The 22,963-nt window shown below is 41.5% G+C and carries 20 protein-coding genes; 5 read left to right on the forward strand and 15 right to left on the reverse strand.

What is annotated here, in order from left to right:
* Nucleotides 1–355 precede the first annotated feature (355 nt).
* Nucleotides 356–655: an AzlD domain-containing protein gene (locus QUE46_RS00340; RefSeq protein ID WP_286245734.1), complete on the reverse strand. Its 300-nt coding sequence runs from the start codon at nucleotides 653–655 to the stop codon at nucleotides 356–358.
* Nucleotides 652–1,356, reverse strand: coding sequence for an AzlC family ABC transporter permease (locus QUE46_RS00345; RefSeq protein WP_286245735.1), 705 nt, complete (start codon nucleotides 1,354–1,356; stop codon nucleotides 652–654). The genes QUE46_RS00340 and QUE46_RS00345 overlap by 4 nt, the downstream gene beginning before the upstream one ends.
* Nucleotides 1,357–1,505: 149 nt before the next feature.
* Between QUE46_RS00345 and QUE46_RS00350 the strand changes: the two genes are divergently transcribed.
* Nucleotides 1,506–2,168 (forward strand): cytochrome b/b6 domain-containing protein, encoded by a 663-nt coding sequence (locus QUE46_RS00350; protein ID WP_286245736.1) that lies wholly within the window; start codon nucleotides 1,506–1,508, stop codon nucleotides 2,166–2,168.
* A 64-nt stretch (nucleotides 2,169–2,232) separates the two neighbouring features.
* On the opposite strand, the gene QUE46_RS00355 is transcribed toward QUE46_RS00350, so the two are convergent.
* Nucleotides 2,233–2,685, reverse strand: coding sequence for a cytochrome c (locus QUE46_RS00355; protein WP_024032101.1), 453 nt, complete (start codon nucleotides 2,683–2,685; stop codon nucleotides 2,233–2,235).
* Nucleotides 2,686–2,778: 93 nt separating this feature from the next.
* Nucleotides 2,779–3,249 carry a DUF2721 domain-containing protein gene (locus QUE46_RS00360; protein ID WP_286245737.1) on the reverse strand — a complete coding sequence of 157 codons (471 nt, stop codon included), beginning with the start codon at nucleotides 3,247–3,249 and terminating at the stop codon, nucleotides 2,779–2,781.
* 239 nt (nucleotides 3,250–3,488) lie between these two features.
* On the opposite strand from QUE46_RS00360, the gene QUE46_RS00365 reads away from it, so the two are divergent.
* Both QUE46_RS00365 and QUE46_RS00370 read left to right on the forward strand, forming a co-directional pair.
* Nucleotides 3,489–7,196, forward strand: a complete 3,708-nt coding sequence (locus QUE46_RS00365; RefSeq protein ID WP_286245738.1) for a S8 family serine peptidase — start codon at nucleotides 3,489–3,491, stop codon at nucleotides 7,194–7,196.
* Nucleotides 7,197–7,329: 133 nt separating this feature from the next.
* Nucleotides 7,330–9,516 carry a S9 family peptidase gene (locus QUE46_RS00370; RefSeq protein ID WP_286245739.1) on the forward strand — a complete coding sequence of 729 codons (2,187 nt, stop codon included), beginning with the start codon at nucleotides 7,330–7,332 and terminating at the stop codon, nucleotides 9,514–9,516.
* A gap of 43 nt (nucleotides 9,517–9,559) precedes the next feature.
* Here the strand turns inward: QUE46_RS00370 and QUE46_RS00375 are convergent, their stop codons facing one another.
* From QUE46_RS00375 to QUE46_RS00390, 4 genes are all read right to left on the reverse strand, one after another.
* Nucleotides 9,560–11,047 carry a cell wall metabolism sensor histidine kinase WalK gene (locus QUE46_RS00375; RefSeq protein WP_286245740.1) on the reverse strand — a complete coding sequence of 496 codons (1,488 nt, stop codon included), beginning with the start codon at nucleotides 11,045–11,047 and terminating at the stop codon, nucleotides 9,560–9,562.
* Nucleotides 11,048–11,052: 5 nt separating this feature from the next.
* On the reverse strand, nucleotides 11,053–11,778 hold the full coding sequence (locus QUE46_RS00380; RefSeq protein ID WP_286245741.1) for a response regulator transcription factor: 726 nt from the start codon (nucleotides 11,776–11,778) through the stop codon (nucleotides 11,053–11,055).
* Between the two features lie 62 nt (nucleotides 11,779–11,840).
* A complete protein-coding gene (locus QUE46_RS00385) occupies nucleotides 11,841–12,575 on the reverse strand; it encodes a spondin domain-containing protein (RefSeq protein ID WP_286245742.1) in 735 nt (244 codons plus the stop codon).
* 11 nt (nucleotides 12,576–12,586) lie between these two features.
* The gene (locus tag QUE46_RS00390; protein ID WP_286245743.1) at nucleotides 12,587–13,288 is read right to left on the reverse strand and encodes a spondin domain-containing protein; all 702 of its coding nucleotides are present in this window, start codon (nucleotides 13,286–13,288) and stop codon (nucleotides 12,587–12,589) included.
* 180 nt (nucleotides 13,289–13,468) lie between these two features.
* Here QUE46_RS00390 and QUE46_RS00395 point away from each other — a divergent pair, with 180 nt between their 5' ends.
* Entirely contained in the window at nucleotides 13,469–13,834 is a 366-nt protein-coding gene (locus QUE46_RS00395; protein ID WP_024032093.1) for a DUF4870 domain-containing protein, read from the forward strand.
* A gap of 65 nt (nucleotides 13,835–13,899) precedes the next feature.
* Nucleotides 13,900–14,334 carry a YqaA family protein gene (locus QUE46_RS00400; RefSeq protein WP_286245744.1) on the forward strand — a complete coding sequence of 145 codons (435 nt, stop codon included), beginning with the start codon at nucleotides 13,900–13,902 and terminating at the stop codon, nucleotides 14,332–14,334.
* Nucleotides 14,335–14,336: 2 nt separating this feature from the next.
* On the opposite strand, the gene folX is transcribed toward QUE46_RS00400, so the two are convergent.
* From folX to ycaO, 7 genes are all read right to left on the reverse strand, one after another.
* The gene (folX, locus tag QUE46_RS00405; protein ID WP_286245745.1) at nucleotides 14,337–14,693 is read right to left on the reverse strand and encodes a dihydroneopterin triphosphate 2'-epimerase; all 357 of its coding nucleotides are present in this window, start codon (nucleotides 14,691–14,693) and stop codon (nucleotides 14,337–14,339) included.
* A gap of 3 nt (nucleotides 14,694–14,696) precedes the next feature.
* Complete coding sequence (gene folE / locus QUE46_RS00410; protein WP_286245746.1) at nucleotides 14,697–15,251, reverse strand: GTP cyclohydrolase I FolE; 555 nt, start codon at nucleotides 15,249–15,251, stop codon at nucleotides 14,697–14,699.
* Between the two features lie 25 nt (nucleotides 15,252–15,276).
* Nucleotides 15,277–15,996 (reverse strand): dihydromonapterin reductase, encoded by a 720-nt coding sequence (gene folM / locus QUE46_RS00415; RefSeq protein ID WP_286245747.1) that lies wholly within the window; start codon nucleotides 15,994–15,996, stop codon nucleotides 15,277–15,279.
* Between the two features lie 107 nt (nucleotides 15,997–16,103).
* Nucleotides 16,104–16,940 (reverse strand): ammonia-dependent NAD(+) synthetase, encoded by an 837-nt coding sequence (gene nadE / locus QUE46_RS00420; protein ID WP_286245748.1) that lies wholly within the window; start codon nucleotides 16,938–16,940, stop codon nucleotides 16,104–16,106.
* 69 nt (nucleotides 16,941–17,009) lie between these two features.
* Entirely contained in the window at nucleotides 17,010–17,636 is a 627-nt protein-coding gene (locus tag QUE46_RS00425; protein WP_286245749.1) for a YceH family protein, read from the reverse strand.
* Between the two features lie 41 nt (nucleotides 17,637–17,677).
* Nucleotides 17,678–21,040 carry an ATP-binding protein gene (locus QUE46_RS00430; RefSeq protein ID WP_286245750.1) on the reverse strand — a complete coding sequence of 1,121 codons (3,363 nt, stop codon included), beginning with the start codon at nucleotides 21,038–21,040 and terminating at the stop codon, nucleotides 17,678–17,680.
* A 114-nt stretch (nucleotides 21,041–21,154) separates the two neighbouring features.
* Entirely contained in the window at nucleotides 21,155–22,915 is a 1,761-nt protein-coding gene (gene ycaO, locus QUE46_RS00435) for a 30S ribosomal protein S12 methylthiotransferase accessory factor YcaO (RefSeq protein WP_286245751.1), read from the reverse strand.
* Nucleotides 22,916–22,963: the final 48 nt, after the last annotated feature.

The following is a 22,963-nucleotide window of genomic DNA, read 5'->3' on the forward strand; positions in this document are numbered from 1 at the left end:
TTAATACCGCGTTCACCTCTTTGCTAATGGGTTGGCTGTTATTTAGGGCGTGTTGAGCTTTGCGGATTGAAATTTGTTCAACCTAGGGGCGATCAAATCGCGGCGCGAGGTTTGTAACCTAGTGGGCTAAGTAAAAACCGAGCAAAGCTTCCGCGTCCTGCTCACGCCCCTTACCTACATCCATGTAGGCAACAAAGAGTTTATCGCCCCTAGGCAGAACCCAAAGGGCAGCGCATGTTTGGCATTTATGCTACGTTATCGCCTATTTATGGGGAATAACCACACTTCATAGGCTCTGCCTTGCCTAAAAACCAAACATACTGCTGCAAATTCAAACGCCAAAGGTCAACACGCCCTAATTTAAAATTAAAAATAACCCCATACTAGCAAGCGTTGTGTAATAAATATTATGTGTTTTATAGGCAACAATAATGGCAACGATAGCTGCGCTTAAGTAAGGGTTATGCCAGCTTAGGTTTAGTCCGTCTTCATTTATAAAAATAATAGGTACCCAAATAGCGGTTAGTACAGCGGGTGCGCTAAAGCTTAAAAACTGCTGCATTTTAGGGCCTACTTTAAAACCAAGGCGTTGATGTAAAAATAAGTAACGAGTAAAAAAGGTAATACACGCCATTAATAATATAGTGAGCATCATAATGGGCTGTCCTTTTTTTGTATAAACCTTGCAGTAAAGTAGCCTGCACTCATTGCAAGTAGAGCAGCACAAACCAACCACAACTCAAATCCCGTGCTTTTTAAAACGGTGGCGCTAATACCCGCAACAATCACTGTAACCAGTGAGGCTAAATTTTTTATGCCCGGTACCACAAGCGCAATAAATGTAGCTGCAATAGCAAAGTCGAGCCCTAAATTTGTTAAATCAGGGAGCACACTTCCTGCAACTATGCCTATGAGTGTCCACAGGTTCCATGCAATATAAAAACTAAAACCCGCGCTTAAAGCGTATATTAGGCGCGCTTTTGTTTTATAGGCTTTGCGGTGATGCGAAAAGGCAAACAGCTCGTCGGTTAGTACAAAACTTATTGGTAAGCGCCACCGTAATGGCTGTGAAATAACTTTATGGCGTACGGCTAAACCGTATAAAAAATGCCGAGAGCTAATAATAAATGTGGTAAATAGAATAGTCAGTAAAGGGGTGTTACCGGCCATTAGTTCAATGGCAACTAATTGTGCAGAACCGGCGAATACAAGTAATGACATTGCTTGTGTTTCAAAGGCACTAAAGCCATTTTGAATCGCTAAAGAGCCACATAAAATTCCCCAAGGTACGACCGCTAAGCAAAGCGGAAGCATATCAAAAAACCCTTTTAATACTGCGCGTTTAGTTATATTCATTAATACAAGTAAGTAATAAGTTTGTGCGTTTAGTGTGCCATAAATAGCGCTTTATGTAATATCATTAATGCAGCGCTAGTAAAACTTTGGAATAATGGCTTTAGTATCAAAATAATGTACCAGAGCCTGGCAACAAGTTGAGGATTTATATGCAAAGTATAAAAGTATGGGATGGCTTTATAAGAAGCTTTCATTGGTTATTAGTGATTAATATTGCTGTGCTTTACTTTAGCATTGACGAGGGCATGATTGAGCTTCATTTTGTGGCTGGCTTTTTTGCAATCGCATTAATAGTGACCCGTTTAGTTTGGGGGCTGGTGGGCAGTAAAACGGCAAAATTTGGCGCGTTACTGCACTCGCCAGTAGCAGTATTTAAAGAGTTTAAAAACCCCAGTAAAGGGGTGGGTCATTCGGCGCCAGGTAGTTACATGGTTTTGTTGTTTTTTGTACTTATTATAGTGCAGTTAGTGACCGGGCTAATGAGCAGTGATGGCATTTTGACAGATGGGCCTTTGGTTGAGTATGTGTCGAGCTCAACGGTTGATTTTGCAAATTGGCTGCACCGCCTTAATTTCGATATTTTATTTTATGCCATTTGTCTGCATGTTACTGCCATTGTTGTGTATAAAATAAAAGGAAAACCACTTGTCAAAGCAATGATCACCGGTAAACAGGCAAACAGCGAACAAGCCACTCAAACTAATATAGATAACACCAAGGCACCTTGGTTAGCGTGGGCTATTTTTGTTGGATTGTTAGTGCTACTGGCTGTTACGTGGGGCAAAGAACCACTTAGTTATTTGCTAAGTTAATAGCTAACATAAAAACAAAACGGCGCATAAAGCGCCGTTTTAGTGTGCGTTGTTTAAATTGTTATTAGTCTTTAAATTGCTTGTGGCAATCTTTACAGCCTTTGGCCCATGCGCCAAATGCTTTACCGATTACCGCCTTATCGCCAGATTGAGCAGCTAAAGCAAGCTTATCTGCATTGGCTGCAAAGGCATTGGCTTTTTTAACAAAGGTTGCATTGTCAGACCATACATCAGCTAAGGCTGCTGTATCACCTTTATCAGTGCCTTCGTAAAACGCTTCCCATGGCATTTTAGAAAGGGCAGCTGCGTTATTTGCGCGCATTTTAAATTGCTCTGCGTCAAAAGGAATTTTACCTTTTAGCATTGCGCCCATATCACTAATTTGCACTGAAATCATAGAGAATGCAGCTTGACGGTACTCAATAGCATCACTTGGCTCTTTAAATGCAGTATTTGCAGATACGCTAAGTGTACATGTTGCTAAAGCAACCCCAGCTAAAAATTGTTTTAATTTCATGTTTATTAATCCCTGTAATTTATTTCTCGACTAGTGCTTTTGTATCTTAGCTACTGCTTTTATTCAAGTAAATACAGTAAAATTAACTAAAAGTTAATCGTTTGAATCTATATCGGCAAATATCATCCCTCGGCGCATACTACGCGTGGCCAAAAATACCTCCCCAAGTAACGACATGAACCCACAAATTAATAAGGCCATTGCGGCTACAAAACAGCTGGCAATGGTTACCCCTAAATTAATTGACTGAATGTGCGATAAAAATAGCAACATAACTACAGCACATACTAGCAGAGCACTAAGCACGCTCATACTAAAAGCAATGTGAATACATCGAGAGCGCTTTAACAGGGCTCGCAGCTCAGTAGTTAGAGATTTATTAAAATCTTCATCGGTACTTACTTTTAGTTTTCGTTCAAGTTGCCGTGCGCGGTCGGTAATACGTGCTAAACGATTAGATAAAACCCCCAGCGTGGCGGCAATCCCCGTAATTAAAAAGACAGGAGCGACGGCAGTCTGAATGACTTTAGCCATGGTTAAAATATTAATAACATCGTTGCTCATTCAGTTTTTCCATAAAAAGTAGGTTTTGTTTACAGTGGTTTACAAATATGAAGTTTGCAAAAATAGCTTAAAATACAGCTGGTTAAGCGTTGTTTTGAACGTGCGTTATTGTGGGTTGTAACTTGTTTGTAATCTCACTGTTGCTAGCATAGGTGCTGAAGTTTTATATTAAAAATCACAATTCTAATAACATTGAATTGAGTAAATACAATAATATAAAACTCACTCCAGGGGAAATAATGTCTAATTTAACACTAAAAAGAACCGCTATTTCATCAGCTATAGGTTTAGCTATGATGTCATACGGTGCAGCAGCCGCACCTGATTTATCTAAAGGATACGTCCCGGAAACATCAAGTGTAAAAACATACTCTCAAGATAAAACCATTTCTACTAAAGCACGTTATATTATCCAACTTGAAGACGAGCCGCTAGCAACTTACAAAGGCGGCATTGCAGGGCTTGAAGCAACCTCTGCAGCCGTTACCGGCGATAGTAAAATTAAACTTGGCTCAGCACCTGCTTTAAAGTACAGCAGCTACTTAAAAGCAAAGCAAAAAAGCGTAGCGCAAGTAGCCGCATCTGTTAGCGGTGGCTCAGTTTCACATTCATTCAGTACGTTATTCAACGGTATCGTGGTAGAAGGTGAGCAAGGCCAACGTGAAAAACTCGCTAAACTTGCGGGTGTTAAAAAAGTATTTTTAGATACTGAGTACCACACACTAATGGATGCTTCTATTGATGTAATTAAAGGCGTAGAGGCATGGCAAGCACTTGGTGGTCAATCTGAAGCTGGTAAAGGCGTTAAAGTTGCAATCATTGACTCGGGTATTCGCCCAGAAAACCCAATGTTTTCAGATGTGGGTTTCGCAGCTGCAGAGTTTAGTGAAGAAGAAGCTGCTTATATCGCAGAAAACCCTGATTACTGTCGTATAGAGGGCGGTGAAGCCGATTTTTGTAATAATAAATTAATTGTGGCGCGTGCATTTGGCCCAACACCAAGTGATGTTCACCCTGATGAATATATTGGCTCTCCACTAGGCTACGACGGTCACGGAACGCATGTTGCGGGTACTGCTGTAGGTAACCCAATTGAAATTACTTACCAAGACAATAACGTGTCAATCTCAGGTGTTGCACCAGCAGCGCAATTAATGGCTTACAAAGCGCTTTGGCACACAGCCGATGGGCGGGGCAGCGGTACAACTGTTGCGCTCATGGCTGCATTAGAAGCTGCCATTAAAGATGGTGCAGACGTAATTAACAACTCGTGGGGCGGCGGTGCTGGTGGTAACCCATCGACAAGTGCTTATAGCGATTTATTCACAGCTGCAGAAGAAGCGGGTGTAGTGGTTGTAACCGCAGCAGGTAACGATGGTAACGGCGCACAAACTATTGGTTGTCCTAGCTGTATTGAGTCTGGTTTAACAGTTGCTAATACACAAACAGGGCGTTTCTTCTCTCAACAAATTGAAGTTGCTGGCGAAACCTATTTAAGCATTGAAGGTAGCAATGGTTTATTAACAGACCCTATTTCACTTCCTGTTATTTCGGCACAAGTGGTTGCTCCTGATAATTTTGAAGGGTGTGAAGAGTTTGCTGAAGATATCTCATTTGCAGATTCTGTTGCGCTAATTTCTCGTGGTAGCTGTGCGTTTACTACGAAAGCTGCAAATGCTGAAAAAGCGGGCGCGACGGCGGTAATTATCCATAACAATGTTGCAGGTGGTGCAATGGGTATGTCTATGGATGATGCCACTATTCCAGCCTCAGCGATTAGCCAAGAAGATGGTTTAAGCTTGGTTGAGCTTTTAACTGCAGCTGAAGAGCCGGTTATTGCTTCACTCGATCCTAGCGTTAAAAGAACGATTCAAGAAAAATTTACTGATGCAGTTAATTCTTCAAGTTCGCGTGGTCCTAATGGCGAGCCTAGCTTCTTAAAACCTGATATTGCAGCACCAGGCACAGATATTTTATCTGCGTACTCGCCGGATGAAGGTAATGGTATTACCTTTAATGCTATTTCAGGTACAAGTATGGCGAGCCCACATGTGGCAGGTGCAGCAGCACTGATGAAACAAGCTCACCCAGAGTGGAATGCGGTACAAATTAAAACGGCACTTATGAGTTCATCTAAAATGGATGGCTTACATAAAGAAGACTTAGTGACAAAAGCCGATGCCTTCGATGTAGGTGCTGGTCGATTAGATGTACCTAATGCGCTAGAGGCTGCACTTACATTTGATCATGGCTCTTACGCCGATCCTAGCTGTTTAAGTGTTTGTAGCTTCTCAAATACCGTGCAAAACATGACGGATACTGCTGGTGAGTGGACTGCAAAAGTAGTAACCGATATGCAAGGCGCTGAAATTACTGTTTCGCCTAGCACCATTATGCTTGGCGCGCATGGTTCTACTTCAACAGACTCGGAAGGTGCAGAAACAAGCACTGACATGGCTGAGTTTAACCTAGATATTGATTCAACATTTAACGATGTGAAAGGTTGGAACTTTGGTCACGTAGTGTGGACCCATACTGAGACAGGTCAAGTAGCGCATTTACCATTTGCTATTTACGATAACGAAGCAACAAATAGCAGTGTGTTCAGTGCAACAGTCGATGCCGATTCTTTAAATTCTTCTACTCCTGCAAAAATAGAGGTGCAATTTAACAATACTCTGTTCACTGATGAGTTATCAGTAAATGTAAAACTTGATGAAAATGCGGAGCTTCTTAAAGGCGCTGCTCCTGTTGTTGAAGTGACTAATGGTGCAGGTGAAGTAACATTGAGTGAAGACAACAAAGAGCTTACTTGGACGGGTACATTAGGACCAAAAGAATTTGCTATTAACAGCAGTGATTTCTTAGGTACCTTCTCATTGGCTGATGAAGAGTTTGATCCTCAAGTGTGTCCTGACGGGTGTGATGAAATAACCATTACGGTTGAAGCTGACTTTATTTTTGATGGGAAAGAGTACTCAGCGTTTACTATCTCAGATAACGGCTTTATTGCTGTTGGTGCAGATGTAAACACCACTAACTCTTGGAGCCCCCAAGCAATGCCTAATGCACGTACACCTAACGGTGTTATAGCGCCGCTTTGGGCTGACTTTGATTTAGCGGGTGGTGCGACCGGTGGCGGTGAGATCTATGTTGCTAAATTTGATAGCGGATATGTTGTTGTAGAATGGCATGATGTTGAGCTTTGGGGTAGCGCTTCAGGTGATAAGTACACGTTCCAAGTGATCTTAAAAGAAGGCACTGATGAAATACGTATGAATTACATTGATGTACCAACTTTGCCTGCTCCTTACTCTGCGGGTGTTGAGTCTGCTGATGGCAATGTAGGAGCAATGTTAGATACAGTTCCAACAGGCAGTGGCATTGGTAGTGGCTATTTGGTTGATCAAATCAAAGGCGGGGTGGTTGATATTCAATATCAAGCCTTTGCAAAAGATCGTAGCCATTACACAGCTGCAGATTCAGTAGAAGTTGATGAAGAGCAAACAGTGACTATAGATGTATTAGCTAATGATATGGCTGAGTCACGTTTTGTATTTGACGCAGTAGCCTCTTCAGAAACAGAAAATGCAGAATTCTCTGCCCATAAAGGCGTAAGAGTTAAAGGCAGCTTAGTAGCATCAACTGTTGAGGTAGTTTCTGCAGCTGCAAATGGCTCTACAACTGTGAATGAAGATGGCACGATTGATTATACGCCAAATGCACAGTTCTCTGGTGAAGATAGCTTTACATACACAGTGCGTGAAGCATCAGGTACGACAGCTGAAGAAACCATGGTGTCAATCGTTGTTAACGATACCATTGCAGACCCTCAGCCAGTGACACCAACACCAGAGCCTCAAAGCAATGGTTCATCGGGCTCACTTGCTTGGTTAACGTTACTTGCTGCGCCGTTTGCATTTATGCGTCGTCGTAAACAAAAGTAATTTTATAACTAACTCGTTATTTTAAAGGGAGCCTCGGCTCCCTTTTTACATAGCTTCACAAACTAAATTACACCACGCTTTATTATTAGGTATATTTAATATCACCAATAATAAAAAACATAGAGACTTCATAATGATTCGTTATTCATTCACACTAGCGGCGTTATCACTCGCTGTGCTAGCCGGGTGTGATAATGCGCCAAAAAGTACACCTTCAGATACCACAACAACTATACAAGCACAACCAACCGAGAAACCAGTGAGCGCTGTGGCGCCGATTGCTAAAAAAGTACCGCATGAAATGACTATTCATGGCGATACGCGAATTGATGATTACTACTGGCTACGGGATGACGAGCGTAAAGCGCCAGACGTTATAAGTTACTTAAATGCTGAAAACGCTTATACCGAGGCAATGCTTGCGCATACTCAAACATTACAAAGTGAGTTATTTGAAGAGTTAAAAGGGCGTATTAAAAAAGACGATGACTCGGTGCCAGTAAAAAGAGGTGATTATTTTTACTCATCACAAACCCGTGGCGAAAACGAATACCCTACTTATGTTCGCAGTAGCGACTTTAAAGGCAGTGATCAGCAAGTTATTTTAGATGTAAATGCGTTGGCCAAAGATCACGACTATTTTGCTGTCAGTGGCTTATCTGTAAGTACTAACGGCAATTTAATGGCGTACGGGGAAGACACCGTTAGCCGTAGAATTTACACCATAAAGGTAAAAGATTTAACCACTGGCCAGTTGCTCGAAGATACGCTTGAGGGGACAAATGGCGGCGTTATTTGGGCAAACGATAATAAAACCTTTTACTACATTAAAAAAGATGCACAAACCTTACTTGGCTATCAAGTTTTTCGTCATACGTTAGGTACACCGCAAAGTGATGATGAACTTATTTACGAAGAAGCTGATACCAGTTATTACACAGGTATTAGTAAGAGCAAAGATAGCTCAGAAATATATATTTGGCACAGTAGCACCAATGCCTCTGGTATGTCGGTACTCAGCGCAGATGATAATAAAGCAAAACCTAAGCGCTTAATTGAGCGAGAGGACGACCTTGAATACAGTATTTCAAAGCTTGGCAATACGTATTACATCGTAACTAACTTAAATGCGGTTAACTTTCAGCTCATGAAAGTGGATGTAGATAAAGCGCATGATAAAGCAAATTGGCAAACGGTGATTGCCCCGCGCGATGATATTAAGCTTGAAGGCGTTGACTTATTTAAAGACTACCTTGTATACCAAGAGCGTGAAATGGGTCAATCTCGTCTTATAGTGCGCAACCTGACAACAGGCGATGAACAAGCACTAAGCTTTAACGACAGTGCCTATACCATTGCAAGTTATGGCAACAACGAAATCAATACCGACATGCTGCGTGTTTACTATACGAGTATGACTACGCCGGGCACCTCGTACGATATTGACCTTAAATCGGGTGATAAAACCCAACTTAAACAGCAAACTGTGTTAGGTGATTTTAACGCAGATAACTATGCCTCTGAACGTATTTTTGTAAAGGCTCGCGACGGTATAAAAGTGCCGGTAAGCTTAGTGTACCGTAAAGATGCATTTAAAAAGGATGGCACAAACCCCTTACTTCAATACGGCTATGGCTCGTACGGCGCAACAATGGACCCTACTTTTTCAAGCTCACGCTTAAGCTTATTAGACCGTGGGTTTGTGTTTGCTATAGCGCATGTACGTGGCTCGCAAATGTTAGGTCGCCCATGGTATGAAGATGGCAAATTATTAACTAAAAAGAACACGTTTAACGACTTTGTTGATGTAACTAAGTCATTAGTGACAAAAGGTTATGGTGCAAAAGACGAAATATTTGCCTACGGAGGGAGTGCTGGTGGTTTATTAATGGGCGCGGTGGTTAACCAAGCACCCGAGTTATATAAAGGGGTGGTTGCAGCAGTGCCTTTTGTTGATGTAGTCACCACTATGCTTGATGAAAGCATACCGCTTACAACCAATGAATATGGTGAGTGGGGTAACCCAAATGAAAAAGAATACTACGATTACATGCTGTCGTACTCACCGTATGACCAAGTGTCTAAACAAGCGTACCCTAATATGCTAGTGACGACTGGCTTACATGACTCGCAAGTTCAATACTTTGAACCAGCTAAGTGGGTTGCAAAGCTACGTGACTATAAGACAAATAATAATAAACTGCTATTTAAAATAGATATGGAAGCCGGCCACGGCGGAGCGTCTGGTCGCTTTAAGCGCCTAGAAGATACAGCACTTAATTACGCCTTTATGCTTGATTTAGCCGGCATTAAAAACTAACTACATAAAAATTAAGTAATGTCCTAAAGGTATAGCCGTTTGGCTATACCTTTATTTTTTGCGGCAAGTTAAAGCTAAACATAGTGCCTTTACCCAGTTCGCTCTGTACGTTTATTTCGCTATCCATCAAGGCAAGTAAACCTTTACAAATAGCCAGTCCTAAACCACCTTGTTGACGCCCTTCGTTATTAGAATTAGATGCTTGGTAGTGCGGATTAAAAATAGCATCTAACTCATCATGTTTTATACCTACACCAGTATCAGAAACCTGCACAAATAACTGTGCATTATCTATATGTTTAACGTGTACAGCTATATTGCCGCCTTTGGGTGTATGCCTAATGGCGTTATCAATTAAATTACTCAACACGCGCTCAAGTTTTGCAATATCCGCTACAACAGGAAAATCGCAAATAGCAGGCTCTACGCTTAACTTAATACCTTTGCTGTCAGCAGCCAGACTAAATTTGGCAATACAATCGTAAATTAGCTCACCTAAGTTAAAGGTTTCTTTGTGTATGCTGATTTCGCCGTTTTCTAAATGAGCGAGTTCAAAAATTTGCTCAATAAGTTGTTTAAGTTGTGCGCAATTGTTGAGTGAAACGTGTAAGTACTCTTGTTGCTCATTAGCGCTTAGCTGCGAACCAGATTGATTAAGTACCTCTAAAAAGCCTTGTAAAGAAGCAAGCGGTGTACGTAAGTCGTGAGATAAATGAGTCAGTAGCTCTTTGCGTTGTTTATCGCTTTGCTCAAGTGCCTTAAATTGCTCATTAATACGGGTCACCATGGCTTGTATGCTTCGGCCTAGGCTATGCACCTCGTTACTTTTTTGGGTCGAAAAGTGACTTAGCTTAGTGTCTGTTAAGCTGTAATTTGCGGCTTCAATATTACTCACATCGCGCGCTAAACGTTGAATTGGATTAGTAAAAAAGCGCAGTAAAATAAGCATCGCAATCAGTAAAAATGCTAAGGCCGATGTTAGCCACAATGCTGCAAGCCATAATCGGTCGTTACTTTTTATATTATTAAGTGAAGTATCGTAAGCTTCTCCACCAATAATGACATACAGGTACCCTTGCAATGTGTCGTTATTAAACACAGGAGCGACAGAAAATATTTTTTGTTGATTTTGATCGCGTGGGTTATCGCCATATATAGGGGCCGCATCAGGATTATTTATTAATGTTTTAAGGGGCGCTAAATTAATGTGTGTGCGTTTTACCTTACCGGGCTCAGCTGAATAAGTAAGGATTTTGCCGTTTTCATCAACAAAATAAAACTCAAATGCGGGGCCTAATAGCATTAAGGTATGAAATAGGTTTTCAAGGGCTTTGTAATCGTAAACCCCCTCTTTTATAAGTGGGTTATCTTGAACTAAGTGTTCGGCCAGCGCTAAGTGCAAGTTTTGTTCGCCATGGTGTTTGGAGTTTAGTTCTAGCTGTTTACTCCAGCTATAAACAAGTGCACAAATAAAGCAAAAAATAATTACCAAAGAGATAGCTAGCTTTTGATATAAAGACAAATTGAACATAAAAGTTACCCAAGCTGACTAGGGTTGAGTTTATAGCCTACACCCCATACGGTTTCTATAAAGGGGGCTTGATGGTGCTGCTCAAGCTTGGCGCGTAAACGGTTGATATGTGAGTTAACCGTGTGCTCGTAGCCACTATGTTGGTATCCCCACACTTTATCTAATAGTTGCTGGCGACTAAATACATGGTTAGGGTGACGGGCAAAATAAACCAATAGATCAAACTCGGTAGCGGTTAAATTAAGCGCTTGCTCATCTAAATAAACTTGGTGTGAGCTAAATTCAATGTTTAGCGAACCCACACTTAATGTTTGTTCATTATGCACTGGTTCATTGTCGTTATTTTGAATGGCGAGTAATTGTGCTCTGTGGCGCAACTGTGTTTTTACGCGTGCTTGTAATTCGCGAGCAAAAAAGGGTTTACAAATATAATCATCTGCGCCCATTTCAAGCCCAATTACACGGTCCATATCGCTACTCAGCGCGGTAAGTAAAATAACGGAAATGGTAGGGTAGTGCTCTTTAATTTTACGGCATAGGCTTAAGCCATCCATTTGCGGCAGATTTATATCTAATAAAATAAGCCCGTAAGGCTGTTTTGCTATTTTTTTAAGTGCAAGCTCAGCGCTTATAACATGATCAACATGTAGATTTAGCGTGGTAAGTTGAGTTGTTATTAATTGACCTATTTCTCTGTCGTCTTCTACTACCAGTATTTTTTCGTGACGCATGTATTAACCTCGTAAAAAAAGGGACCTCCATGTCTCCTCACATCCCCATTACAAGCTGGTTATTACTGTGTGCGCTCAATCATTATTTTAGAGACAGGGTTATCAAATTTTTGCCCTGCTCCGAGTGCAGAAGTTGATAGCCCATCTTGATTAGACACAACACCTGGATGCATTGTTATTAAATCAATAATGTCGTCGCGTATTTCGTTAAACCCTTCGCCATTTGCAGCCGGGCCTGGCACAGTTTCAGCCGTTTCGGTATTTGCCTCTGTACCTGCATCATAAGCTAAGGTGGTGCGCGTTAGCGTATCGCCTACTGCTAATGTAGATACATCTATAGAACTAAGACCGGTAAAAGCATCATTTGTATTCCCAAGCATGGCAGCAAAAGACAAATTAAGTACATCTTGCGCTTCAACCGATAGCGTTACAGACGTCGTTTCACCAGGGCCAATAGGGCCTTCTGCTGAGGCTGAAGCAAGTGCATTTTCATCACTAAGGTACTCTTCGTTAGCGCCGCTTTCTGCAATCATTTCTAAGCCTATGGAGGCTGTTTCACCAAATTGCCATGGTGCGGTTTCATCAAATGCAATAACAGAAAGTGGCGATAGGGGTTGTCCAGCCGTTAAGTTACTAAAGGTAATCGTAAACTCATACACTACAGGTTCCGGCTCAACAACAACGACAGGTTCTTGATCTTCAATTGGGTCGCTATTGTCGTTGTCACTACATGCCGCTAGCGTAGTGGCTAGCATTAAAATAAGCGCACTTTTTTTAAAATTAGAAAGAGATGACATAATTAACTCTCCTATTTAACCGTCACAGTTAATTTTGCAACTGGGTTTAACCATCTGTGAACGGTGTTACTTAAATCACTGCTACCGGCGCTTAAGTCGTCATCACCTAAATTACCCGGATGAATATGTACATTCACATTGCTATCAGTACTGGTTAAACCTGCGCCGCCTGTACCTGCATCACCCCCTGGTGCTGCTGGGATCCCCGGTGTACCAGGCGCGCCTGAGCCTTCAACTACTAACTCATTGTTTTGTTCAGTACCTGCATCGTAGGCATTTAGATATACTGTATAGGTACCTGCTTCGGTTGGGATTTTCCAGCTATCAAGCCCAACAAAGCCATCATTGGTAGGTAATAGCATGGCAGTAAGCGAAAGGTATTCGTTAGTGTCTGCTGTCATAAGGGTGGCAGAGGCAGAGGCCGTTGGGGCAAGCAATCCTTCAGCTGGATTTGCTGCCATATCACTACCCGCCGCACTTGCTTGAGCCATTAGCTCGGCAATATTACCGCCCTCAGCCATTGTTTGTAGCGCTGTAGAGGCTTCGGTTGCTACTTCAAACAATTTATCTTCAGCGTCGTGCGCTGTTATTAGCACAGGGGTAAAGTGAATACCTTGGGTTAAATTAGTCAATTCTAAATCAAGCTCTGCAGCTTGTGTTGTTTGGCTTGCTACGGCTAAAAGAGTGGCAAGTGTAAGTGCTGATGTTTTCATTATTATTTCCTGTAAGTGATGATTCAGGTTAAGTATTGAATAACCACCTCAAGAAACTCTCACAAAGTTATCACTTTTTTATCACAGCGGGTTAGGGTGTGATATTTAACAATATAGTTATGATTTATAGACACCTGCTCAATAAAAAGGCAGTATGTAATAACTAAAAAGGAGAGCGTAATGGAAGAAAATCAACAGCTTGAGCCGTTATCAAAAGACGAAAAAACATGGGCTATGCTTTGTCATTTAAGTGCAGTAGCCGGTTTTGTAATTCCGTTTGGCTCTATACTTGGGCCGTTAGTGGTATGGCTTATAAAAAAAGATGAAATGCCAATTGTCGATTTACACGGTAAAAAATCGCTTAATTTTCAAATTACTATGGCTATAGCTTACTTTGTATGTTTTTTACTTGTGTTTGCTGTAATAGGCTTGGTTTTGCTGCCCCTTGTGGCTATTTTTTCGTTTATTATGGTGGTTCTAGCCAGTATTAAAGCCAACGAAGGCAAAGAGTTTAATTACCCGCTGAGTTTAAATTTGATAAAATAAAGCGTTAGCTATTATTCTGCAAACCCAGCTATAAGCTGGGTTTTTACGTTTAGCCTAAGGGCATTATGCTTTATATCACCTTATTTTTTAGTGCGTTTGTGTCCGCGACTTTATTACCAAGCTCTTCAGAGGTGGTACTTGTTACTATGATCAGCCAAGCAAAAGCTAATGTATGGCTGCTGTGGTTAGCCGCTACGTTAGGTAATGTACTGGGAAGTTGTGCTAATTATTGGTTGGGGACTCATGTGCTGCGTTTTAAGCACAAAAAGTGGTTTCCGGTCTCTGAGCAGGGGATAGTTAAAGCACAATCTCAGTTTAAAAAATATGGCGTATATAGCTTATTGTTTGCTTGGCTGCCGGTTGTTGGCGACCCACTAACGGTAATTGGCGGCATATTTAAAGTGCGCTTTAGTCTGTTTTTATTATTAGTGAGTATTGGCAAAGGCGTGCGGTATTTAGCCGTTATCGCCCTTGCCAGTGGTGCACAAGCTGTTATGTAAAGTTACTTTGACCAATCAAGCGTGAGCGAAACTGAGTCAGCAAAACGCAGTGCATGTGGTTTATCTACTCTGGCTTTGGCGTAATGCACGCTTGGGTGTGTATGGCATACTGCAAGTATTTCGGCAACCAGCTTTTCAAGCAACAAAAAGTGTCCTTGCTCTACTAGGCTTATCACTTCTTTGGTGATCACTTTATAGTTAAGCGCTTGATCTACTTCGTCTGTTTTACAGGCTTCATCTGCAGGGTAGTGAATTTCTAAATTAATCACTACATCTTGCTTTTTTTCCCGCTCTTCAGGGTTAAAGCCAATAAATGTACGTAAGCGTAAGTTGGTTACGTTAATAATTGCGTTGGCCATAATTTAACCCTTAATAAGCTGTAAAAACTCGTTACGCGTTTTAGAGTCACTTCTAAAGTTACCCAGCATTACAGAAGTACGCATGCTTGAGTTTTGCTTTTCGACACCGCGCATCATCATACACATATGTTTAGCTTCAACAATAACACCCACGCCTTTAGCGCCGGTTACTTCCTCAACGGCTTTAGCAATTTGATGAGTAAGCTGCTCTTGTATCTGAAAGCGTCGTGCAAACATATCAACAATGCGCGCAAACTTAGATAAACCTAGTACTTTACCATCGGGAATATACGCAATATGACAGCGTCCAATAAAAGGTAATAGGTGGTGTTCACACATAGAGTAAAGCTCTATATCTTGTACCAGTACCATATCGTCTGCGTCTGAGCTAAATACCGCATTATTGGTAATTTCATCAAGCGTTTGACGATACCCTTTTGTTAAATACTCCATGGCTTTTGCTGCACGTTTTGGTGTATCGAGAAGGCCTTCTCGGCCTGCATCTTCACCCACAGCGGTAATAATGTTTTGGTAGCTTTGCTTTAATTCGTCATGCATAAATTTCTCAGTTTTAATGTGTGTTTTACTTTAAATGGCGGCCGCCATCTACAGGTAAAGCGCGGCCTGTGATGTAGTGGCTGCGCAGTAATAAATCAATACTATTTATTATTTCTTGGCAACCAGGCTCTATTCCCATTAATGATTTTTTAAGGGTTTTAGCACGATAAGCTTCATCGTCATGTTCATTAAAAATAATCAACGATGGCGCAACCGAATTTACCTTTATGTTTGGTGCGTACTTAGCGCTAAACGACTTGGTTAAGTTATCAAGTGCAGCCTTACTTGCAGCATAGGCAATGTGTTTTGGGCTACCTGTTTCAACAACGTAATCGGTAAGATGAATAATGTCAGCCGGTGTGCAAGTATCAGCTTGGTATGCCATTAATAGCTGTGCACAGGCATTATTAATTAAATACGGTGTTTTGGCATGAATGCGCATCATGTTATCAAACAGACTAGAAAAATCGGGATTGTTGGCTTCGCAGTCCCAGCTTGAGGCATTATGCACAATGGCACGTAAAGAATGCGTATGCTGTTTAAGGGTTTCAATGAAGCTAGTTATACCGGCGTCGCTGCTAAAGTCGGCGTGTATGCATACGGCGCCATGCTGTGCTAGGTAGTCGACTGCATCGTGGCGCGTACGATAGGTAATAATAATAGCTTGGCCTTGCGATAAAAAGTGCTTAGCAAGCGCAAGGCCAATACGTTGACCAGCGCCTGTTATTAAAATAGGAGATGTCATGTAATGCAGTTTTCTCTTTGGCAGGCGTTAATATTAACTATAAATCTTTACGTAACATTACGGCAAATAGATCAGCTAGTGCATATGCAGCACTAGCTGTTGAGCCATTATAAATCATCGTAAATAGTCGGAATGGGTTGGCGCTTATGCTGAGTGCGAACATAAATGTCAGTTAGCTTTTGCTCAACCTCTGCAGCGACCGGCTTACCTTCTAAAAAGTCGTCAATTTGCTCATAGCTCAGTCCTAACGCTTCTTCATCAGTGAGGCCTGGGCGGTCACTTTCTAAATCAGCTGTAGGGGCTTTTGTTACTAGTAGCTCTGGCGCACCTAAGGCTGTTGCAAGTGCACGAACTTGACGTTTTGATAAGCCAAATAATGGGGCTAAATCGCATGCGCCATCACCAAATTTGGTGTAAAAACCGGTTATGTTTTCAGCGCTGTGATCGGTGCCCACTACTAGGCCTTGGCAAAAGCCCGCTATTTCGTATTGCGCTACCATGCGTTGGCGCGCCTTTACGTTACCTTTTACAAAGTCAATTTTAGCTTGCTCTGGTAGCTTTTCACCACTGCCTACTACAGCTGCCATAGCTTGCTCGTGTAATGCATCTGCAGCAGGTTTTACGTTTACGGTCATGCGCTTGCTTGGCTTGATAAAATCAACGGCCATTTGCGCTTCGTCTTCATCTGCTTGTACACCGTATGGCAAACGAACTGCAATAAATTGATACTTATTCGTGTTTTGCTCTGCGTTTAGTTCATCTACTGCTAATTGACACAAGCGCCCGCAGGTCGATGAGTCAACACCGCCGCTAATGCCAAGTACAAGCGATACACTATGGGCTGCCACTAAGCGTGCTTTTATAAAGTTAACTCGACGGGTAATTTCGGCGTTTACATCAATAGTTGGCTGAACTTTCATTTCAGCCATAATTTCGGCGCGCATGGCCAGCTCCTTGTTATTTAATAAGTAGTTTTTAAATAGGCTTACATTATCTGGTTTAGTGGTTATTAATTAAAGTCCTAAATGTGCTTTTATACGGCTAAGCTCGGCTTTTAGTTCCTCAATTTCTGCAAGTAACTCGTTAATTTCATCGTTTTTAACTTCTGTGACTTGCGGAGCCGAGTCTGGGCTTGGCGCTATTGCTGGGTCAGCAAAAAGGTGCATGTAGCGACTTTCTCGTTTGCCGGGCTCACGCTCAAGCTTTGTGACATAGTCATCTTTTGCTAGAGCGTTCAGGGCTGTTTCTACTTCGCTTACGTTTGTAAATTCAGCTAGGCGAGCGCTGCGCGTTCTTAGCTCACCGGGTGTTTGAGCACCGCGCAGTAGCAGTAAACATAGTATTGCTCGCTGTTGCGTACTCAACTGTAAACTACTAAATTCTGTATTACAAAAACGGTGGTCGTATTTATTAACTCTCCCCGATAGCCCTTCGTCTAGCGTTACAAGGCGCTGACTTATAAGCTCATCAAGTGTTTGTTGCACCTCACTTTCGCTCAAGTTTACAACCGGATCTCGATTTGATTTTTGGTTACACGCATTCGTCAGTGCGTTCAACGATAGTGGATAATGCTCAGGTGTAGTGCTTTGCTTTTCTAAAAGGCAGCCAATAACGCGCTGCTGATTTGCTGATAAATGCATGGCTTTTCTTTATTAATAAACAGTATTTTTAGCTTACACCTTTATTGTGTACCAAGCCATTGTTGTAATTTAGGCTCTAGTGCTGCGGAATCTAAAGGTTTGGTTAAATAATCGTTCATACCTGCATCTAGGCACTTCTCTTTATCACCTTGCATTGCGTTTGCTGTTAACGCAATGATTGTAATATGTTTATTATGTTTGCCCGCTTTGCCTTCGCGTATAGCTTGCGTAGCTTGATAACCATCCATCACGGGCATTTGGCAGTCCATTAAAACTAACTGGTATTTTTTGTCTGGGCTGCTGTTGAGCTTATCTAGTGCATCTTGGCCGTTTTGTGCAATATCAAAGGTAAGCCCAACTTGTTTTAACAACGCTGAGGCCACTACCTGATTTACTTTGTTATCTTCTACTAAAAGCACTTGCGCGTGCGCTGATATTTCTTTGGGCTTTTCGGTTAACTCATTTTGCAGTTGTGCTTGGCGCTGTTGTTGCTCAATGAATTTATCGTTAGTGAGTGAATCAAATAAATCTGACGGGGTGAGCGGTTTAAATATCAGGCAGTCTATATTTATGCCAATGTTGTTATGCTCTTGCGAATAACTCATCGGTGCCATAACAACCAGTTTGCTTTGCTTGGTGGTTACTCGGTTTTTTAATGTATTTATTTGTGGGTGCGCAGCTTGCTCAAAAAAATGATAATCGACCAGTAATGCATCTGGCTGGGTATCGCAGTTATCAAAATAATTAATGATGCCGCTATAGTCATTTAAAATATTAACGTGTGCGCCCCAAACGCGTAATTGTTTGGCGGCAATATTGGCGTTAAGAGTACAGGTATCAATAATTAAAATATGTTTGTTATTAATTAAGTGGCTGGGTAAATCTTGCGCTTTAGTTAGACGTGGCTGTATTTTTATAGAAAACGAAAAAGTACTGCCCTCATTTAGCATACTGGTTACGCTTACCTCGCCTTCCATTAGTTCACAAAGCTGCTTAACAATAGCAAGGCCTAGGCCCGTGCCGCCAAATTGGCGGGTGGTTGAGGCATCGGCCTGAGTGAATGAGTCGAATAAGGTTTTTTGTTTTTCTGCGTCTATTCCTATGCCGGTATCAATAATAGAGCAATGTAAAAAACTGCCATCGGTAGTTTCATCAATTTGCGCAGTCACCAAAATTTGCCCATCAATAGTAAACTTAACGGCATTGCCAATCAGGTTATTTAAAATTTGACGTAGCCTATTCGGATCGCTAATTATTTCGCTGATAGTAATTTGGGTGGCATCTAAAATGAGGTTGGTATTATTTTGCTCCACTTTAAGCGCAAACGACTCAACCACTTCACCAAGTAATTTAGGTAAGTTAAATTGCACATTTTCTATATCGAGCTTACCAGCTTCAATTTTAGAAAAATCTAAAATGTCGTTAATTATATTTAACAGCGATTGAGCAGACGATTGTGCAAGTTCAATGTGGTGCTCTTGCTGCTGGTTAAGTTGGGTCCGTTTGATAATATTTAGCATGCCCAGTACGCCGTTCATAGGGGTTCTTATTTCGTGGCTCATACTGGCTAAAAATTCGCTTTTAGCCATTACTGCTTGCTCTGCAGCTTCTTTGGCGGTAACTAACTCTTGCTCGGTTTCAATACGTTGCTGGCTTGAATGCAGACTGCCCACCAAAGCAGCAATGGCAATTAAAAAGCTTTCTTCATTGCGTGACCACGGACGCATAGATACGCATTGTTCTGCGCAAACAATCCCAATGGTACCATTGCCTGCAGGTATGATAACGCACAGCATGGCGTTAATTTGTAGTGGTTGTAAGTAATGCTTATTCAGTGGAGATAGCAAAGGGTTATGTTGTGCATTGATTGCGCTAAATACCGCTTGTTTTTCCAATGTCTCAAAAAAGTCGGGGGCACTAGCGCGAGACCATGATGAATTAGTGTTGCCAACTTTATTCTCAACATTAAATGAGGCTATCGGGCTTAGTTGAGACTTGTCATCGTTAAAAAACCAAATACTGGCTTGCTCTATATTTAAGGCTTGGCATATAGATTGGGTAATAACATCTTTAGATTGACTAAGTTGCCCACTTAATATCAATTCATTAGCAGTGAGAGATGCCAAAATTTCGTTATGAAGGGCAATCTTTCCGTTTTCTAGTTCGGTGCGTTTACGTATATCAATATTTTGTATAGAGCCAAATATTCTGATGCAACGGCCATTTTTGTATTCAGCTTCACCGTGAACAAGTACCCAAATCTCTTGGTCTTTTGCATCAATTATTTCTAGCTCAGTTTCATAGCTTTTTCCTTCCTTAATTGCTTGCTCTATTAGTTCAGCAATAAGTAGGCGGCTTTCACCCGCTTTAAAATAATGTAAATCTTCTGGCCAAGGCGGTTGTTTATTTAGAGGATATTTAAATATTTTTTTGGTTACTTCTGACCAATAAACTTGTTTGGTTTCTAGGTTAAACGACCATGCCCCAATTTGTGCAAGGTCACTCATTGCCTCCAGCATTTTTTCGTTTTGCTGTTGGCGGTTTAGCATTTTTAAAAAGAATAAGAACGCCCATATTAGTAATCCGCAAATAATTATAATGGCGATTCTAAGCGGCCATATAGTTGAAAGCGCTGGGCTCCAGCCTTTTTTAGGTGCTACGTATAATTGCCAGCTGCCACCTTGAAAATTAAGCGTAAAGTCAAGCGGCTCTTGTGTAGTTATATTACTATTGCCATAAAAAAACTCGCCTTTTTTACCTAAACCATGACGCCCTTGAATAGCAATGTTGTAGTTTTTTTCAAGCTCTTTTATGCCTGAATTTTTATAGACTTTTTCAATATCGAGTACCACCGATAATAGCCCCCAAAAGCGGTTATCAGGTGGGATATAAACAGGCACTCTGGCAATAAGGGCAATGTCGCCTTGTACGAGCTTAAGTGGCCCTGCCATAACAATGGTATTTGTATCACGGGCTCTAATGGCGTCTAGGCGCTGGTTTTTGTTTTCTAAAAAGTTTAAACCAATGGCTTTTTCGTTACCTTTGAGTGGGTAAGACATACGAACAATCATGTCGGGTGCACCGCCAATATGGCGCAATTCACTGGAGGTTTTAAACAAAGGCGCAGCAATTTGTTCAAACCGTGCTTGCTGTAACTCGGGTTCAGCTGATATAGCAACTGCTAATCCACGAACTAGCTGAATGTTTGATACCAAGGTGGCTTCGAGTTGTGCACGATACGTACTTACCTGAGATAAAATTTGTAGGCGGTGGGCGTCTTTTGCGCGATTGTAGTTAATTCTATCAAGTACAATGCTTACTAATATTATTAGCGTAAGCGATAACCAAAAGGTCAGCTTATAGTTGCTGGTAGTGTTTTTTTTATTGTTATTTTTTGGCGGCATTGGCTAAGTCATGCTGTTATTTTAGGCAATTTAACTATAGCTAATTTATTGCATAAATAAAAACGGCGCTGATAAATTAGCGCCGTTTTATTTTTATAATTAGTAGTTTAAGCATTAAGCGTCGGTTACTTCTCGTGCCCAATGATTTTGTTTAGCGACATGTAATTTACGGTAACCATCAAGTAGTGCTGCATGTTTTTTAAAGCCTTCAAGCGATAAACCAGGGAAGGTTAAACCATTAAATAATTTACGGCCTTCTGCTATTTCAATAGCAAGCGTTACGTTATCGCTGCCAAACATTAAACCTAGTGCATCTTGGTAGTCGGCGTAGTTGCGCTCGTTATCGTATTTAATTTCAAGAATGGCTTTTAAACAGCGAAAGTGACGCATTGCATCTTCGTTTACTTGGCCTGTGTGTAGTATCCAGTCTACCCAATCAATGGCTTCTTCGTTGCCTGCGGCTAAACATAAGTGCGCTTTAAGCTCACCAATACGCAGTGTATGCCATGGTGTGTCGGCATCGGTGGCAAGGCCAATAAATTCAGCAGCACGAATAATATCGCTGTGGCCTGCTTCTTCTAGGCTATCGTAAATGTCCATCCACTGCTGCGCATCGTACTGATCAAGCGATAGGAATGCTTCACGGAATTTAGCGCCTTCGTTGTTGTTACGCCAAATTAGTTCATCAACTGGGTAAATGTCTGACATCCCTGGCACTAAAATACGACATGCATACACGTTTAAGTGTGTGTAATCCATAATGTAAATGTCGTGGCCCATGCTGTGAATTAAGTCAGTACAGAAGTTGTATTCTTGCTCTGTTGTACCGCTAAAATCCCAATGCACAAAGTCAAAGTCAGGTGTTGCGCGGAAAAAGTCATGCGAGATTAACCCACTTGAGTCGATAAAGTGCAGCTCAATGTTTTCAGGTGTTGCTACTTCATCGTTATCAAACGTAGCCGGTTGGAATACATCAAGTTGATCAAGGCGACGTCCTTGTAATAGCTCGGTAACCGTACGCTCAAGGGCAACTTCAAATGACGGGTGAGCACCAAAAGAGGCAAACACAGAGCCATCAACAGGGTTAATAAGCGTTACGCTCATTACAGGGTATTTACCGCCAAGTGATGCATCGGCAATACGTAAATGAAAACCATGGCTGCGCAGCTCTTCACACGCTTCGTGAATTTTAGGGTATTGCTTTACAACCTCTTCAGGGACGATAGGCAAACAAAGCCCTTCAGCGATAATGCGGTTTTTAATGGCGCGCTCAAATACTTCTGATAGCCCTTGTACGCGAGCTTCAAATTTAGTGTTACCTGCGCTCATGCCGTTAGAAACAAAAATATTACCAATCACGTTTACCGGAATGTATACGTCTTGGTTATCGCGTTGGCGCGTGTATGGCAGTGTACAAATGCCGCGCTCGTTATTACCTGAGTTAAAATCAAAAAGGTGTGATGCATTAAGCTCACGCTCTGGGTCAAAGTAATCCCAAAGGCTTTCGTCCATTATGCCCTCTGGTACTTCATTTCCTCCAACTTTAAACCATTTTTCATTTGGATAATGAGTAAAGTCGCTGTTTGCAAACTCTTCACCTAAATAAAAGTCGGCAAAAAAGTAATTACAGCTTAATCGTTCAAAGTATTCACCGAGCGCAGAGGCGATAGATGCTTTATCGGTTGCCCCTTTACCATTGGTAAACATAACACCGCAGTCGCTGTCTTTTATATGAACTGAATAACAGTTAGCTACAGGGTTAAGCCAAAGTGCCTCTTCAATATTGATGTTTAGCGCTTTTAGCTTGTTTTGCATGGTAGAGATAGACGATTCTAGGTCGCGGTCTTTACCTTTGATAAATGTTTTTTCAGTCATATGAGTCTCAACTAGATCTGCACAAAATGTGGAATGGTTATTATCGTG

This window comes from Pseudoalteromonas sp. MM1, from assembly GCF_030296835.1.
GTDB lineage: Bacteria > Pseudomonadota > Gammaproteobacteria > Enterobacterales > Alteromonadaceae > Pseudoalteromonas.

Coding starts and splice junctions, on each gene's coding strand:
- QUE46_RS00340 (WP_286245734.1), bottom strand. CDS start 655: ATGATGCTCACTATATTATTAATGGCGTGTATTACCTTTTTTACTCGT.
- QUE46_RS00345 (WP_286245735.1), bottom strand. CDS start 1,356: ATGAATATAACTAAACGCGCAGTATTAAAAGGGTTTTTTGATATGCTT.
- QUE46_RS00350 (WP_286245736.1), top strand. CDS start 1,506: ATGCAAAGTATAAAAGTATGGGATGGCTTTATAAGAAGCTTTCATTGG.
- QUE46_RS00355 (WP_024032101.1), bottom strand. CDS start 2,685: ATGAAATTAAAACAATTTTTAGCTGGGGTTGCTTTAGCAACATGTACA.
- QUE46_RS00360 (WP_286245737.1), bottom strand. CDS start 3,249: ATGAGCAACGATGTTATTAATATTTTAACCATGGCTAAAGTCATTCAG.
- QUE46_RS00365 (WP_286245738.1), top strand. CDS start 3,489: ATGTCTAATTTAACACTAAAAAGAACCGCTATTTCATCAGCTATAGGT.
- QUE46_RS00370 (WP_286245739.1), top strand. CDS start 7,330: ATGATTCGTTATTCATTCACACTAGCGGCGTTATCACTCGCTGTGCTA.
- QUE46_RS00375 (WP_286245740.1), bottom strand. CDS start 11,047: ATGTTCAATTTGTCTTTATATCAAAAGCTAGCTATCTCTTTGGTAATT.
- QUE46_RS00380 (WP_286245741.1), bottom strand. CDS start 11,778: ATGCGTCACGAAAAAATACTGGTAGTAGAAGACGACAGAGAAATAGGT.
- QUE46_RS00385 (WP_286245742.1), bottom strand. CDS start 12,575: ATGTCATCTCTTTCTAATTTTAAAAAAAGTGCGCTTATTTTAATGCTA.
- QUE46_RS00390 (WP_286245743.1), bottom strand. CDS start 13,288: ATGAAAACATCAGCACTTACACTTGCCACTCTTTTAGCCGTAGCAAGC.
- QUE46_RS00395 (WP_024032093.1), top strand. CDS start 13,469: ATGGAAGAAAATCAACAGCTTGAGCCGTTATCAAAAGACGAAAAAACA.
- QUE46_RS00400 (WP_286245744.1), top strand. CDS start 13,900: ATGCTTTATATCACCTTATTTTTTAGTGCGTTTGTGTCCGCGACTTTA.
- folX (WP_286245745.1), bottom strand. CDS start 14,693: ATGGCCAACGCAATTATTAACGTAACCAACTTACGCTTACGTACATTT.
- folE (WP_286245746.1), bottom strand. CDS start 15,251: ATGCATGACGAATTAAAGCAAAGCTACCAAAACATTATTACCGCTGTG.
- folM (WP_286245747.1), bottom strand. CDS start 15,996: ATGACATCTCCTATTTTAATAACAGGCGCTGGTCAACGTATTGGCCTT.
- nadE (WP_286245748.1), bottom strand. CDS start 16,940: ATGCGCGCCGAAATTATGGCTGAAATGAAAGTTCAGCCAACTATTGAT.
- QUE46_RS00425 (WP_286245749.1), bottom strand. CDS start 17,636: ATGCATTTATCAGCAAATCAGCAGCGCGTTATTGGCTGCCTTTTAGAA.
- QUE46_RS00430 (WP_286245750.1), bottom strand. CDS start 21,040: ATGCCGCCAAAAAATAACAATAAAAAAAACACTACCAGCAACTATAAG.
- ycaO (WP_286245751.1), bottom strand. CDS start 22,915: ATGACTGAAAAAACATTTATCAAAGGTAAAGACCGCGACCTAGAATCG.